The sequence below is a fragment of the Dactylosporangium thailandense genome (assembly GCF_059739745.1).
The window spans coordinates 4,645,519-4,660,064 of sequence record NZ_AP029195.1 but is presented as its reverse complement, the minus strand read 5'-3'; the positions used below and the strand labels follow the sequence as shown (position 1 = coordinate 4,660,064).

Below are 14,546 nucleotides of genomic sequence, written 5' to 3'. Positions count from 1 at the left end.
ACTGCGCTAAATCCGTTACGCCACAACGTTTGTGCCGTGACGGCGGGGGCAGGGTTGCTAGCAGACGCCGATGTGAATGTGCGCAATCGGACAGGCGGTGGTGTCAGTAGTCCAGTTCGTGTCCGTCGGCGTGGGCGGCGCTCGGCGGCGATGCCGATTTCTGCCAGCGTTGCCACATTGACGCCGGCGACGGTGAGCAGGTGCCGTGGTCGATCCATGTCGAGGTCGTCGACGACGTCGGTGCCGTGTAGGAGTCGGCACCATTCGCGATGTGCCTGGCGGATCACCTCGATGCGCCAGGTGCCGTCGGGCGTGCTCATCGCGCCGATCACCTCGAGCGGGGCCGGCAGTCGGCCGGCCGGGTGGTGGAACGGGCCGATCGGAGCCGTAGCGGATCGAGTCGGGGAAGTGGCCGGTGACGATGTTGCCGAGGAACCTGACGTACTGCACCGGCAGCGGCCGGTCGTACCCCATGAGCCGGGTGAGCCGGTCGATCTCGTCGCGCGGCGCGTTCGGCGGGACCAGCAGGACGGCGGGATTGCCCGTCGAGTAGAGCGCGACCGCGATCAGCTCCGTCAACAGACGGCCACCGAGGTATCGCCAGCTGACCGGGGGCCGCACCCGGCGCAGCGCCGACCTCACCCGCGGGGTCGGCGCCGCGACCGGCCCGTCAATCTCGGTGACCGTCACGGCGCTCCTTCTTATTCATATTCAAACGATGGTTTAGACCGCGGATGTACGTCGATGTGCTGCGGGCGGTCGCCGATCCCATCCGGCTGCGCGTCGTGCAGACGCTCGCCGATGGCCGGCCGCATGCCAAGTGCAGCGCCGAGTGGGGCGTCGGGGTGCACAAGCCGACGATGACGCATCACTTCCGCCTGCTCCGCCAGGCCGGCCTGACCCGTACGGCGCAGCTCGAGGTTCGCTTCCGCAGCGCCTCCTCGCCGCCCTGACCGCCCCGGCGCCGGGAGTGTGACGAGGCACTGCCGTGCTGAGCCTATTATTCCGATAGGATCAGTGGGATGACGGAGATCTCCGGATCGGTCGTGGTGACGGCGGCCGGCAGCGGCATCGGCCGCGCGACCGCCGAACTGTTCGCCGAGCGCGGCTACGGCGTCGTGGCGGTCGACATCGATGCCGGGCGGCTGGCTCCGCTGTCCGCGGTGAGCGGGATCGTCACCCTGGCCGGCGACGTGGCCGAGGAGCAGACCAACGCCGAGATGGTCAGCCTGGCCCGGCGCCGGTTCGGCCGGCTCGACGCGGCGGTGCTCAACGCCGGCATCGGCGGGGCCCCGCCGCTGGAGGACGACGGCGCGATCGCGGCGCTGGACGCGATCCACGCGGTCAACGTGCGTGGCGCGGCGCTCGGCATCCGGGCCGTCGCCCCAGCCCTACGGGCCGCCGGCGGGGGTGCGATCGTCGTCACCGCCTCGGTCGCCGGGCTGCGCGGAGACCCGTACACCTGGGCGTACAACACCACGAAAGCCGCCGCCCTCAACCTGGTGCGCTCGGCCGCGCTCGACTATGCCCATCAGGCCATCCGTATCAACGCCATCGCCCCTGGGCTCACCCGGACCGCCCGGACCGCCGGGCTGCACGACGACCCGGGGCGCGCGGCCGAGCTGACCCGCCGCATCCCGCTCGGGCGCTGGGCCGAGCCCCGCGAACAGGCGGAGGCCATATGGTTCCTGGCGTCGCCGGCCGCGTCGTACATCACCGGCGAGGTACTCGTCAGCGACGGCGGCCTGAGCGCCGGCAACGGCATCTTCCTTCCTCCGGCCGCCTCGTCATGAGGACCGTCGTGGTCACCGGCGGCACCGACGGCATCGGCCGGGCGCTCGCCGAGCGGCTGCTGCGCCGCGGCGACCGGGTCGTCGCCGTCGTCCGGGATCCGGACCGGGCCCGCGAGCGTCTTCCGGGCGCGGTCGTCGTCGCGGCCGACCTGAGCCTGGTGGCCCAGGCGCGCGAGGCCGTCGCCGCGGTGACGGCGGTCGCGCCGGTGGTGGACGCACTCGTGCTGTGCGCCCGGACCTACCGCAGCGAGCGGACCGAGACGGCCGAGGGCCTCGAGGAGACCTTCGCGCTGTTCTATCTCAGCCGGTACATCCTGGGGCACGGCCTTGCGCCGGCGCTGGTCCGATCGCGGCGCCCGGTGATCGTCAACGTCGCCGGTCCGGGCGCCCCGCTCGGCGTGGTGCGCTGGCACGATCTGGAGCTCCGCCGCGACTACCACGGCGGCGCCGCGCTCGGCCAGGGCGGGAAGCTCAACGACCTGCTCGGCGTGGCCTGCGCCCAGCGGTACCCGGACATCGCCTACGTGCTGGTGCATCCGGGCGTGACCGCGACCGGTTTCGCCGGTACGTACGACGCCGAGACCCAGTCCCACATCGACACGATGCGCCGCACCGCCAAGCCGCCCTCCGCCGCCGTGCCGCCGATCCTCGCCGCGATCGACGACCCGCCCGACGAGACGCCGGCCGCATTCATCGAGGGTCTGCGCTACCCCGTCGACGGGCCGGACTTCGACGCCGGTGCGGCGGCGCGCTTGTGGGCGCTGACCCGCGAGCGGCTCGACAGCCTCGCCGGCCGGGGCGGGCGACCAGCCGGTTCGTCGATGTGGGTCCATCCGTCCGCCTCGTGATACCTGGACGGTCGGCGGTAAAGCGCGTGGGCCCGGTGCCGGTCAGGATGGGGGAGTGACTCCAGAGGAGATTGTCGGCGCCGTCATCGAGGCCGGGGCGGCCGGGCTGAAGGTCGGCGAGCTGCCGATCGGTGCGGTGGTGCTGGCCGGGTGACGACGTGGTCGGCTGGGCCTACACCCATGAGCGGGGGCACGGCCGCCGGCTGGTGCACGCCGAGGTGCGTGGAGTCGCCCGACGACCGTGCCGCCCGGGTCGCCGCGAGCTGGCAGCCGGGCATCGGCACGCGCTGGCATCAGTCACCGGCGGTGTTCGGCGGCATCCGCCGGGTCGAGAGCCGGGAGCAGTTCCGGCGGTACACCGGGACGGCGGCCGACTCGCCGCTGCGTCGACCGCGCCCGCACGATCGCCGAGCTGCCCGACTGACAGCCGAGCGGGCGGGGCGCCCGGCGAGCCGGCCGCAACGGTTGACGTCGCTGCGAACGTTCGCTCGGACCAGACCAACGTCGGCGGTCAGTCGGTCCGGTCAAGCTGATGCTCCGGGACGCCTGCGGCGCGGGTGTCGGGCGGCGCGAACTCGGCGCCGGGCCGCAGGCTGTCGCCGATGAGCGGCTGCTGGCGGTCGCGCGACGCAGCGTAGACACCTGCCGGTATGTCGGTAAAGCCGATCGTTGAAATAGTAATTGAGATCGCGTTTTGTCGACATTTTCCTCTGTGCGTGGGAGGCTCGCCGGAGGCAGCTCAGTTCACAATGTGGGATGCGAGTCGGATGTTGACCGTGCAGGTCGAGAGCGTCGGCTGGGACGACGCGGCTGCGGTGACGTTGCGGGAGGCGATGGCCGCGGAGATGCGCCTGCGGTACCACGACCGGTTCAACGACCGCAACGGAGTCGACGCGGACACCGTCGTCTACACGGGCGTCGCCTACACGGGCGACCGGCTGCCGGTCGGGCACGCGGCACTGCGCCGGCTCGGCGCCGAGCTGGAGCTCAAGCGTATGTACGTCGTCCCGTCACACCGTGGCACAGGCGTGTCGCTGGCGTTGCTCACCGCCGTCGAGCGGGCCGCGCGGCGACTCGGCGGGCGGCGCCTGCTGCTGCAGACCGGCGATCGGCAGCCAGACGCGGTCCGCCTGTACGAGAAGGCCGGCTACACCCGCATTCCGATCTTCCCGCCCTACGAGACGCAGACCTACTCGTGCTGTTTCGAGAAGGTCCTGCAGCACTGAGCGCGGAGCCGGTCGATCGGCTCGACATCATCATCCACAAGCTCATCTATGCGCCGGGCTCGTCCCGGTTGGAGGCTATCGTGACGACATTCGGCATCATCGGGGCAGGCAACATCGGCAGTCAGGTCGCTCGGGCGGTGATCGCGCTGGGGCACGACGTGGTGATCGCGAACTCGCGAGGGCCGGAGACACTGTCCGCACTCATCGAGGATCTCGGTCCGTCGGCTCGGGCGGCGACTGCGCAGGAGGCGGGAGCCGCGGGCGACGTGGTGGTCGTCACGGTGCCGTTCGGCAGGTTCCGTGAGGTTCCGGTCGAGCCCTTGGCCGGCAAGATCGTGCTCGACACCAACAACTACTACTGGGAGCGCGACGGCCGCTTCGGCGAGCTCGACCGGGGCGAGGCGACCACGTCGGGGCTGCTGCAGCAGCACCTCCCCGAAGCCAAGGTCGTCAAAGCGTTCAACCACATCGCCGCGGCCGACATCACCGCCGACGGCTCGCCGTCCGGCACGCCGGGCCGGCGCGCGCTGGCGGTCTCGTCGGATCACCCTGAGGCGGTCGCGTTCGTCACGAATCTCTATGACCGCATCGGGTTCGACGCGGTCGACGTCAGCCCGCTGAGCGAGTCGTGGCGGGTCGAGCGCGACCGGCCGGCCTACGTCGCCAAGCAGAACAAGGCCGAGCTGGAAGCGAACCTCGCGAAGGCACCACGCACGATCTGATGAGCCGCCGCTTCTGCATCCGGACTTCAGGCGGGCCACCGGCACCACCCACCCGCCGGCTGCCGGCGCAGTGGCTCAGCCGGGCCGAGACGCTGGCGGCAGACGACCAGCCTGACCACTGACCAGATTGCCGCCCGCACCCGTACCGCGCGGTGACCTTCCGGTCAGCCGATCCGGGCGCCGTACACGTGGTCGACTGTCATCGTCATGAGCACCCTCCGGTCGGAGACCATCACCGACCGGTACTCGTCCCAGTCCGGGTGCTCCCCGGCGGCACGGCGGTAGTAGTCCACGAGTGCTTCGACCTCGGGACCGTAGGGATCGGTTCCCGGCCCGGTGAGTGTCGCCGTGCCCTCGGCGGTGGCCCACGCCAGGCCGTCGGGGCTGGTGACCTCCAGTGTGGCTCGTGGGTCTCGACGCAGGTTCGCCGTCTTGGCCCGGCCCTGGGTCATCGAGACGTGGATGACGCCGGCCTGCCGGTCGTAGAAGGGCAGGACGGGGGAGAGCTGGGGCCGGCCGTCCGACTTGATGGTCGCGAGGACGCCGAGCCGGCTCTGCGCGAGCAGGGCGTGCGGGTCGAACGGTGGGACCGTCATGGCCGGATCCCCGGGGGCCTGCGGAACTGCTCGATCATCGCTGCTCCCTCGACGTGGACGGTGGTGCGCCGGCGGCCATGGCCGGACCAACCGTACACGCGCTCCACCGTGCCTATCGAACTTCAAAGTGCCCATGGCGGACCGGGAATCAGCACCCTCGCGGCGCTGCTCACCTGTTCTGGACGGCGCGTGCCGTTCGCCGTCCACGCCTTGTCCGTGGACGGCTGTGACGACCACGGGAGCACACAGTGAAGTTCCTGGCGAGCACCCTTCTCGCCGCGGCGGCCCCGCCGGCGACCGAGCACGACCGATTCGCCGAGGCGGTCGATCTGGCGGTGTGGGCCGAGCGGCTCGGCTACGACGCGTTCGGCCTCGGCCAGCGGCACAGCCCGCACTTCCTGTCCTCCTCGCCGGCGATGACCCTCGCGCACATCGCCGCCCGGACGACCCGGATCCGCCTGGTCACCACGGTTGCCGTGCTGTCGCTCAGGGACCCGGTCCGGGCGGCCGAGGACTACGCCACCCTGGACCACCTCAGCGACGGGCGTCTCGACCTCATCATCGGCAAGGGCAACGATCCGGCCTCGCCGGCGGTGTTCGGTGCCGCCGACGACGAGCTCTGGGACCGGCTGGAGGAGAGCTACGAGCTGATCCGGCGACTGTGGCGGGAGGACGGCGTGTCGTGGTCGGGGCGGTTCCGGCCGCCGCTGCGCGATGCGTCGATCCGGCCACGCCCGTACCAGCGCCCCGCGTTCGAGGCGTTCCGGCACCTGCCCGCCGCCTCGGTCAACGGGCTTCCCTTCGACAGCCTGGAAGACTTCATCGCGCACGGATCCGCGCTCGTCGGCAGTCCCGAGCAGGTGACCGAGCAACTGCTGCGACTGCATGAACGGTTCGGCAACCAGGTGTTCGGCGTGGGCGTCGAGGGCTTCTTCCTCACCGACCTCCCCACCGCCAGAGCGCACCTCGAACGGTTCTTCGCCGAGGTCGTGCCGGTGGTGCGGGCGGAGATCCCCACACCCGACTGGACTCCGGCCGGCCGGGGCGGCGAACTGGGTGACCAGGTGGCCTTCCTTCGGTGAGGGCCGGCGCCGTAGTCGCCGACGTTGCCGGTCCGTGTGCGGCCCGGCGTCTGGGCTCAGGCGTCGGTGGGCGTCAGCCGGCCCTGGTTCACTCCGGCGAAGAAGGTGCGGCCGGCCATCGTCATGGCCGGCTGGTAGGCGGCCATGAGCTGCGTGCGGTAGGGCGCGTCGGTGAACCGCGGGTCGAGCTGAAACTCGGCGGCAACCGACCACCAGGTCACCGGTACGGCACCGGCCATTGTCATCCGTTGCACCGCGACGTCGTGCGCTTCCCGGCTCAGGCCGGCGGATGCGTCGACGACTACGTACGGCTGGTAGCCCTCGCGTAGCGCCCCGAGCACGGTCTGCAGCACACAGCCGTCGGTGGCGATCCCGCCGATGAGCAGCTTGCGGCGCCCCGTCGCGCGCACCGCCTCGGCGAAGGCGGGGTCCAGGAAGGAGTTGAAGGCGGTACTGCGCTCGATGACCGGCTGGTCGCCGATGACTTCGAGCAGTTCGGGATAGAGAGGGCCGGACGGCTTGGACGCCTCGCCGTTGGTCACGACGAGCCCGCTGCCGTAGAGCTTGGCGGTCTTCGCCAGGCCTACGACGTTGGCGAGATGCTCGCGCAGATCGTGCGAGCGCAGCAGGTTGGCGAAGCCGACGGCGTAGTCCACGAGGACGACGGTGGCGTTGTCCGGGGACAGCGGTTCGAGATCCATGGTGATCCTTCACAAAGTGTTCGCTCGGTGGTTCGTCAGCCGGTCATGGCGCGCACGGCGGGCGCGATCTCGGTGCCGAGGCGGTGCAAAGAGGCCTGCACGAGGGGGGACGGCAGCCCGCCCCAGTCGATCAGGAGCAGGACCCGGTCGAAGCTGATCACGTCGTGCAGCTGCCGCAGCTTCTCCGTCACGTGGCCGGCGGTGCCGATCATCAGCGCCCGGCCGGGTCGCAGCCCGTCGGCGAACGCCTCGGGCGAGACGACGTAGCCGGTGCCGCCCGGCCGCTTCGGGCGGAGGAAGTCGCGATAGTACGGGTACGTCGACGCCGCCTCGTCCGGCGTCCCGGCGCCGAAGTAGTGCGCGGCGATGCCGACGCGGAGGCTGTCGTGGTGGCCGGCCCGCCGGCCGGCTGCACGATAGAGATCCACCAGGCGACGCAGGTGCTCGGGCGTCCCGCCGAGGTAGCCGAGCATCAGAGGCAGGCCCAGCTCACCGGCGCGGGCCGCGCTGGCCGGTGTGCCGCCCGCGCCGACCCACACCGGCAGCGGGTCCTGCAGACTCCGCGGTGTCACCCGGGCGTCGGCCAAGGGCGGCCGGTGCGCGCCGCGCCAGGACAGCACCGGCTCGGCGCGTAACCGCAACAGCAGCGCCAGCTTCTCGGTGAACAGTTCGTCGTACCGTTCGATGTCGGCGCCGAACAGTGCGAAGGGTTCCGGGTAGGCGCTGCGGCCGACCGTGATCTCCGCTCGGGCGCCGCTGAGCAGGTCGAGCGTGGCGTAGTCCTGGTAGACCCGGACCGGGTCGTGGACGCTGAGCACGGTGACAGCGCTGGTCAACCGGATCCGGGTGGTCCGTGCGGCCACCGCGGCCAGCACCGGGACGGGGGACGAGACGACGAAGTCGGGGCTGTGGTGCTCGCCGACCCCGAAGACGTCGAGCCCCGCCTCGTCGGCCTGCACGCCCAGGTCCACGATCTGGGCCATCCGCGCGGACTCCGGCACGGCCGTCCCGTCGACGGTGCGCGGCTGGTGATCTGACAGCGTCGCCACGCCGATCTCGACGGTCATCGCGGATCGGGGACGCGGGTGGCGTGCTCGTCGTCGACGGTCAACCAGCCGCCTCCGAGGTCGGTCTCGCCGACGTGGTGGTAGTGGTCCGGCCCGGTGCGGGTGAACGTGTCCCGCAGCGGCACCGTCTGGCCGCCCACCGTCATCGTGCCGAGAAAGACGAGGCGGTCGCCTTCCCAGCCCTTCGACCGCTGGGTGGCCCTACCGCCGTTGCCGTCGAACCATTCCGCGACGAACTCGCCGGCGACCGCGTCGTAGCCCCAGACGTAACGCGCGGTCAAGGGCGCTGGATTGTCCTCGGTCGCGAGTTCCTCGGTTCGCACGATCGTCCAGAAACCGCGGTCTTCGCTCGTGCCGACGATCTTCATCTCGATCGTCTTCGCAGCACCGAACGGCGTGTCGTGGAACTGGCCGGCCGCGTGCCAGGCGCCGACGAAGAAGTCAAGGTCGCGCATGCGGGGATCCGGTTGAGGGATGGACATGGCGTTCTCCAGTTCTCGCACTAAATGGAAGCGGTCTTCCATTTAGGGGACGCTAGCATATGTGGAAGGCTCCTTCCACATGACTGGTGGTGTGACTGGTGACACGGGCGGCGGACGGATCCGGTGGTGACGGCACGGCAGTTCGGCCGAGGCGCGCGGACGCTGAACGCAACCGGCAGCGGGTGCTCGCGGCGGCGGCCGAGGTGTTCGTCGAATCGGGCATCGACGCGCCGATGAGCGACGTGGCGCGGCGGGCGGGCGTGGGCATCGCCACGCTGATGCGCAACTTCCCGGCACGCGAGGACCTCATCGCGGCCACCTTCGACGATGCGATGGCCGCCTATGCGGAGGCCGCCGCGGCGGCCGCCGCCGCCGGGGACCCTTGGGAGGGGTTCTGTGACTTCATCCGGTACGTGTGCCGCATCCCTTGCCACGACCGGGGGTTCACACAGGTCCTCACCACCATGTTCCCCGGCGTCGAACGGCTCGAGGCGCAGCGGCAACGCGCCTTCCGCGACTTCGTCCGCGTGGTGTCACGCGCGAAGGCCGCCGGGCGGCTGCGCGCCGACTTCTCCCCGCACGACCTGCCACTGTTTCTCATGGCCTCCGGCGGAGTGGCGCGCTCGCACACACCGGCGCTGGCTGCCGCCGGGCACCGCCTGGTCGGCTACCTGCTGCAGTCCTGCGCGGCACCCGGCACCGCACCGTTACCGTCAGCGCCGCCGCCACGGGCGCTGTATCAGGCGCTTGAGGCCGGTCAAGCGCGCTGAGCCCTCCGGCGGCCGGGGCGGGGTTCAGGCCCGGTGCAGGCGGGAACCGGCGTCGACCGGTATCCGCGCGCCCGTGACGGCGGCGAGTTCGCCGGCGGCGGCGCAATTCCCTAGTAAACCTATAGGCTTTGCGGTATTGTGATCCCGTGTCCCAGGCAGCTCACCTCTTTGGCCAGCGATACCTCGACCTGTGCCGCCATGCCGGCTCCCGCGGTCGCTGTCGGTCCTGAAGCTGCCATCGGCACCGCGTGTCACTGCGCGTCGCGGCCGCGACGCCGGCGAGACCGCCGGTCCTGATCTCATCCCGTCCGGCCGGTGCTACGGAGGTTGTGTCCGTCGCGCACCGCCCCCGCCGGCCGGTACATCGCCGTACCCGGCGAAGCCCCCTGCCGTGGGCTTGCCCTGTCTTCCTCCCGCACCGCGCCGAAAGGTCCCCACCGTGGCCACACCTGAATCGACATTGACCGACGGCATCAGACCGTCCACCGCCGGCGAGGGCAACGACCTTCCGGCCGGCGCCGTCTCCGGCCTGGGCGTGTTCGGCCAGGGCCTGGCGGCCGCGGCTCCGAGCGTCGCGATCGCGAGCGTTCCCGGCTCGCTGTTCCTGGTCGCCGGCAAGGGCGCCTTCTGGGCGGCGATCATCGGCGGAGCCCTCGTCTACCTCATCGCCGCTTCGATCGCGTTCCAGGCCCGGCGGACGGTCTCGTCCGGCTCGCTGGGCACGTACGCCGGCAACGGGCTCGGTCCGGTGGCCGCGTTCGTCACCGGCTGGGCACTGATCCTCGGGTACATCGGCTTCGCGGCCGGCGGCGTGCTCGGGGCCGTGTTGTACTTCAACTCGTTCCTCCAGGAGATCGGCCTGCACACCGACCACCTGGCGGTCAAGGTGCTCCTGCTGGTCCTCGCCTCGGCGGCGGCGTTCTACATCCCGTTCCGCGGCGTCAGCATGTCGGTCAAGCTCGGGCTCGGGTTCGAGGTCGTGTCGCTGGTGGCGATCTTCGTCATCCTGATCGCGTCCTACATCCATTACGGACCGCACCTCGACGCCGAGCAGTTCAGTCTCCACCACCTCGGCGCCAGCACCACCCTCATCGCCGCGGTCACCGCCGTCGGGTCGTACGCCGGCTTCGAGAGCGCCGCCTCCCTCGGGCACGAGGCACGCGACGCCCACCGCAACGTTCCCCGGGCGGTGCTGCGCCTGGTCATCATCCTGTCCGCGCTCTACCTGGTCGCCACGTATCCGGAGATTCTCGGCTTCCAGGGCTCGAAGAAGCTCGACGCCGACAGCACACCGCTGCCAGTCGTGGCGGAGAACGCGGGCGTCCACTGGGTCACCTACGTCGTCACGCTGTCGCTCGGCACGGCGATGATCGTGTTTTCGGCCGCCGTGATCAACTCCGGCGCGCGCAGCCTCTTCACGCTGGCCCGCGAGCACGCCCTGCCCCGCTCGCTCGGCCGGGTCCACTCCGCTTTCCGTACGCCGCACGTCGCCATCACGTTCGTCAGCGTCGTCGGCTTCGTCATCGGCCTGATCGGAACGGTGAACTCGGTCGGCCGTTTCCAGTGGGACGTCTACGTCGGCATCGTCTCCAGCTACGCGTACCTGTTCGCCTACCTACTGGTCGCCATCGCGACGCCGCTGTGGCTGCGCAAGATCAAGGCGCTGACGCCGGGTGCCGTCGTGGTGGCGGTACTCGCGGCGCTCGGCATCCTCTACGTGATCTACAAGAACCTCGTCCCGGTCCCGGCCGGCGCCTACAAGTACCTGCCGTACGTGTTCCTCGCGCTGCTGCTGGTCGGCCTGCTCCGCTTCCTGTGGCTGCGCGCCACCCGGCCGCGGATCGCCGCCCGGGTGGGCTCCATCCAGACGCTGTCGGAGGCCGAGCAGGAGCGACTCGCCGAGCTCGGCATCCTCGACGCCGTGACCGGCGGCCATCGCGCCGACCGCGCGGTGGACAACCTCGGCAGCGACTCATCGTACTGACCCCCGTACGACCGGCGACGTACGCCGGGCCGCGGTCAGCGGAGCGCCGCTGTCCCCCTGCGGACCCACCGCGACCACCAGGCGACCTGGCACTGAGCCACCGGATCCACCGAGTTCTTCGAGGACCACGACATGCCGTTCTTCACCAGCTCCGACACACGCCTCTACTACCGCGCATGGGAGGTGGACCAGCCGGTTGCCGCGTTCGTCTTCCTGCACGGCGGCGGGGAACACTCCGGTCAGTTCAGCCGGCTCGCCTCGCGCCTCAACGCCGCCGGCATCGACGTCCACGCCATTGACCACCGAGGCCATGGCATTTCCGACGGAGAGCGCGGGGTGGTCCGATCGCTCGACGTGCTCGCGCGGGACGCCTCCGCCCTGGTCGGCATCGTCCGCGAGCGCCGGCCCGGACTACCGCTCGTGATCGGCGGTCACTCGCTGGGCGGCTGGGTCACGGCCGCGGTCATCACCGCCGATCCGGCGCCCTTCGCGGGCGCGGTGCTCACCGGGGCCAGCCTGCGCGGGCGTACGGCGCTCGACGGCCCGGCGCCGGGGGAGAGCTTCGCGTTCGACACGTCGGTGCTGGCCGCCGACCCCGACTATCTCGAGGAGCTCGCCAAGGATCCCCTTGTCCAGCTGGTGCTTCCCGAGCCCGAGGTCACCGCGGCGGCCCTCGCCGCCGCAGCCGACGAACTCGCCACGACCTTCGCGGACGTGACGCTGCCGGTGCTGTTCGTCAACGGCACCAGGGACGCGCTGGCCCCGATCGAGGACGCGCGGCGCTGGCGTGGCACCCTCGCGAACGCCCGCCTGGTGGAGATCCCCGGCGGCCTGCACAACGTGCTCAACGACGTCGACCACGTGCGGGCCGTCGACGCCGTACGCGACTTCGTCCTGCATGTCGCCGCGCGCCCGGCCGTGACGGGCGCTTGACCCATGCCGATCCATCTGCACTGGTACCTGCCCACCAACGGCGACAACCGCGACATCGTCGGCTCCGGCGACGGCTCGCAGCAGACGCTGGCCGCCGTCCGGTCCGGATTCCGGCCACCGTCGATCGACTACCTCGGCGGCATCGCGCGAGCCGCCGAACAGCTCGGCTTCGAAGCCGTCCTCACCCCGACGGGCACGTGGTGCGAGGACGCCTGGATCACCACGGCGGCACTGTCCAGCGTCACCACCCGGCTGAAGTTCCTGGTCGCGTTCCGCCCCGGCCTCATCTCACCGACCCTGGCCGCCCACCAGGCGGCGACCTTCCAGCGGATCTCGGGCGGGCGGCTGCTGCTCAACGTCGTCACCGGCGGCGACTCCGCGGAACAGCGCCGCTTCGGCGACCATCTCGACCATGACCAGCGGTATGCCCGGACCGAGGAGTTCCTCACCGTCCTGCGCGGCGTGAGCGACCCCGCCGAGCCGTTCGACTTCCACGGCACGCACTACGACATCGAGCAGGCATCCATCCCGTTCGCGCCGTACGCGCCGCCGGCGATCTTCTTCGGCGGTGCCAGCCCGGCGGCGGAGGGGGTGGCGGCGCGGACGGTCGACACCTATCTCGCCTGGGGTGAGACACCCACGCAGATCGGGGAGCGGCTCGCCCGCATGCGCAAGCTCGCCGAGGAGGCCGCGCGGACCCTCTCGTTCGGCATCCGCTTCCACGTGCTCAGCCGCGACACCTCCGCGCAGGCATGGGCCGAGGCGGACCGGCTGCTGGAGCGGATCGACAACTCCCGCATCGAACAGACCCGGCGGACCCTGGCGGCCAGCGAGTCCGTCGGGCAGCGGCGGATGCTCGCGCTGCACGGCGGTGACCGGCGCAACCTCGAGATCCACCCCAACATCTGGGCCGGCTACGGCCTGGTCCGCGGCGGGGCCGGCACGGCGATCGTCGGCAGCCACGAGGAGGTCGCCGACCGGATCGCCGAGTACCACGACCTCGGCATCGACCACTTCATCCTCTCCGGCCAGCCGCATCTGGAGGAGGCCTACTACTTCGCCGAGGGCGCCGCCGCCGAGCTTCGCAGCCGCGGCCTGCTCGCCCGTCACCCCGACCGAAATGGAGCAGGAGCATGACCAAGGCCACGATCGCGAGCTCGAACTCACCGCTGTTCGTGAAGGCCGAGCCCTCGGCGTACTTCAGTGACGAGGACTACCAGCGCTTCCACGGCCGCGCGGCGGGCTACGACCGGGAGAACAGGTTCTTCGCCGAGGACTTCGAGGACCTGCGTGCGCGGGGGTATCTGCGGGCGGCGGTCCCGGCCGAGCAGGGCGGCGGCGGGCTCAGCCTCACCGCCGTGTCGCGCGAGCAGCGGCGGCTCGCCTACTGGGCGCCGGCGACCGCACTCGCGGTCAACATGCACCTGTACTGGACCGGTCCGGCCACGGCGCTGACCGGCGCTGGGGTCGAGGACCTGGGCTGGCTGGTGCGCGCCGTCGCCGACGGCCAGGTGCTGGCCGCCGGGCACGGCGAGCGGGGCAACGACCTGGGCCTCGACGACTCCGTCACCGCAGCGGTCCCGCAGTCCGACGGGTCCTACGTGGTGACCGGCCGCAAGACGTTCACCTCGCTCTCCCCGGTATGGGACAAACTCGGCATCCACGCCCGCGACGACTCCGATCCCGAGCACCCGCGCATCGTGCACCTGTTCGTCGACCGCGACGCGCCCGGCGTCTCGACCGAGAAGACCTGGGACGCGCTCGGCGTCCGGGCCACCGCCAGCGACGACACGCTGCTCGACGGCGTGCGCGTCCCCGCCGACCAGGTGGTCGGAGCGCACGAGATCGGGCAGCCCTACCCGCCGTACGTCGCCGGGATCTTCCAGTGGTACCTACCGCTGGTCGCCAACGTGTACTTCGGGATCGCCCGCCGGGCGCTGGACCTCGCCGAGCTGACCGCACAGGACCGCAAGTCGCTGGCCCTGCCGGGCAAGACGCACGCCGACAGGCCGGCCGTCCAGCGGCAGCTGGCCCAGGGCGAGATCCTGCTGGACGCCGTATGGTCGCTGCTGGAGCGGGCCACCGCCGACCTCGACGCCGGGGTCGATCACGGCGACTGGTGGACCCCGCGGCTGTTCGCCGTCAAGGAGTTCGCCGTCACCACCGCCCGCCAGGTGGTGGACATCGCCGTCCAGGTCGTCGGTGCCTCGTCGGTGAGCCGGACCAACGAGCTCGAGCGACTCTACCGCGACGTGCGCACCGGGAGCCTGCACCCGCCGAACAGCGATCTCGTACTCGACGTCATCGGCCGGACCGCCGTCCACCGCTTCCCCTGATCCGCG

The 14,546-nt window shown here is 71.2% G+C and carries 16 protein-coding genes; 11 read left to right on the top strand and 5 right to left on the bottom strand.

Features of this window, described 5'->3' with window-relative positions:
* Nucleotides 1–57: 57 nt before the first annotated feature.
* A complete protein-coding gene (locus AC6JBM_RS20105; protein ID WP_497985124.1) occupies nucleotides 58–690 on the bottom strand; it encodes a hypothetical protein in 633 nt (210 codons plus the stop codon).
* Nucleotides 691–734: 44 nt separating this feature from the next.
* Here AC6JBM_RS20105 and AC6JBM_RS20100 point away from each other — a divergent pair, with 44 nt between their 5' ends.
* The 5 genes from AC6JBM_RS20100 (at nucleotide 735) to AC6JBM_RS20080 (ending at nucleotide 4,589) form a co-directional block, all read left to right on the top strand.
* Complete coding sequence (locus AC6JBM_RS20100) at nucleotides 735–953, top strand: ArsR/SmtB family transcription factor (protein ID WP_497985123.1); 219 nt, start codon at nucleotides 735–737, stop codon at nucleotides 951–953.
* Nucleotides 954–1,022: 69 nt separating this feature from the next.
* Entirely contained in the window at nucleotides 1,023–1,793 is a 771-nt protein-coding gene (locus AC6JBM_RS20095) for an SDR family NAD(P)-dependent oxidoreductase (RefSeq protein WP_497985122.1), read from the top strand.
* On the top strand, nucleotides 1,790–2,641 hold the full coding sequence (locus AC6JBM_RS20090) for an SDR family NAD(P)-dependent oxidoreductase (protein WP_497985121.1): 852 nt from the start codon (nucleotides 1,790–1,792) through the stop codon (nucleotides 2,639–2,641). The genes AC6JBM_RS20095 and AC6JBM_RS20090 overlap by 4 nt, the downstream gene beginning before the upstream one ends.
* A gap of 767 nt (nucleotides 2,642–3,408) precedes the next feature.
* Nucleotides 3,409–3,867, top strand: coding sequence for a GNAT family N-acetyltransferase (locus AC6JBM_RS20085; protein WP_497985120.1), 459 nt, complete (start codon nucleotides 3,409–3,411; stop codon nucleotides 3,865–3,867).
* Nucleotides 3,837–4,589, top strand: a complete 753-nt coding sequence (locus tag AC6JBM_RS20080) for an NADPH-dependent F420 reductase (protein WP_497985119.1) — start codon at nucleotides 3,837–3,839, stop codon at nucleotides 4,587–4,589. The genes AC6JBM_RS20085 and AC6JBM_RS20080 overlap by 31 nt, the downstream gene beginning before the upstream one ends.
* A gap of 164 nt (nucleotides 4,590–4,753) precedes the next feature.
* On the opposite strand, the gene AC6JBM_RS20075 is transcribed toward AC6JBM_RS20080, so the two are convergent.
* Nucleotides 4,754–5,185 (bottom strand): PPOX class F420-dependent oxidoreductase, encoded by a 432-nt coding sequence (locus tag AC6JBM_RS20075; protein WP_497985118.1) that lies wholly within the window; start codon nucleotides 5,183–5,185, stop codon nucleotides 4,754–4,756.
* 248 nt (nucleotides 5,186–5,433) lie between these two features.
* On the opposite strand from AC6JBM_RS20075, the gene AC6JBM_RS20070 reads away from it, so the two are divergent.
* Complete coding sequence (locus AC6JBM_RS20070; RefSeq protein WP_497985117.1) at nucleotides 5,434–6,267, top strand: LLM class flavin-dependent oxidoreductase; 834 nt, start codon at nucleotides 5,434–5,436, stop codon at nucleotides 6,265–6,267.
* 56 nt (nucleotides 6,268–6,323) lie between these two features.
* Here the strand turns inward: AC6JBM_RS20070 and AC6JBM_RS20065 are convergent, their stop codons facing one another.
* Genes AC6JBM_RS20065 through AC6JBM_RS20055 form a run of 3 tightly spaced genes read right to left on the bottom strand, consistent with a single transcriptional unit; the run spans nucleotide 6,324 to nucleotide 8,559 of the window.
* Nucleotides 6,324–6,968 carry an isochorismatase family protein gene (locus tag AC6JBM_RS20065; RefSeq protein ID WP_497985116.1) on the bottom strand — a complete coding sequence of 215 codons (645 nt, stop codon included), beginning with the start codon at nucleotides 6,966–6,968 and terminating at the stop codon, nucleotides 6,324–6,326.
* A 35-nt stretch (nucleotides 6,969–7,003) separates the two neighbouring features.
* Nucleotides 7,004–8,035, bottom strand: a complete 1,032-nt coding sequence (locus tag AC6JBM_RS20060) for an LLM class flavin-dependent oxidoreductase (protein ID WP_497985115.1) — start codon at nucleotides 8,033–8,035, stop codon at nucleotides 7,004–7,006.
* Complete coding sequence (locus tag AC6JBM_RS20055; RefSeq protein ID WP_497985114.1) at nucleotides 8,032–8,559, bottom strand: hypothetical protein; 528 nt, start codon at nucleotides 8,557–8,559, stop codon at nucleotides 8,032–8,034. The genes AC6JBM_RS20060 and AC6JBM_RS20055 overlap by 4 nt, the downstream gene beginning before the upstream one ends.
* Nucleotides 8,560–8,615: 56 nt before the next feature.
* Here AC6JBM_RS20055 and AC6JBM_RS20050 point away from each other — a divergent pair, with 56 nt between their 5' ends.
* From AC6JBM_RS20050 to AC6JBM_RS20030, 5 genes are all read left to right on the top strand, one after another.
* Entirely contained in the window at nucleotides 8,616–9,287 is a 672-nt protein-coding gene (locus AC6JBM_RS20050; RefSeq protein WP_497985113.1) for a TetR/AcrR family transcriptional regulator, read from the top strand.
* A 439-nt stretch (nucleotides 9,288–9,726) separates the two neighbouring features.
* On the top strand, nucleotides 9,727–11,271 hold the full coding sequence (locus AC6JBM_RS20045; RefSeq protein WP_497985112.1) for an APC family permease: 1,545 nt from the start codon (nucleotides 9,727–9,729) through the stop codon (nucleotides 11,269–11,271).
* A 132-nt stretch (nucleotides 11,272–11,403) separates the two neighbouring features.
* Nucleotides 11,404–12,204, top strand: coding sequence for an alpha/beta fold hydrolase (locus AC6JBM_RS20040; RefSeq protein ID WP_497985111.1), 801 nt, complete (start codon nucleotides 11,404–11,406; stop codon nucleotides 12,202–12,204).
* Between the two features lie 3 nt (nucleotides 12,205–12,207).
* Entirely contained in the window at nucleotides 12,208–13,341 is a 1,134-nt protein-coding gene (locus AC6JBM_RS20035; RefSeq protein WP_497985110.1) for an LLM class flavin-dependent oxidoreductase, read from the top strand.
* Nucleotides 13,338–14,540, top strand: coding sequence for an acyl-CoA dehydrogenase family protein (locus AC6JBM_RS20030; protein ID WP_497985109.1), 1,203 nt, complete (start codon nucleotides 13,338–13,340; stop codon nucleotides 14,538–14,540). Before AC6JBM_RS20035 ends, AC6JBM_RS20030 begins: the two co-directional genes overlap by 4 nt.
* The last annotated feature ends 6 nt before the right edge of the window (nucleotides 14,541–14,546 follow it).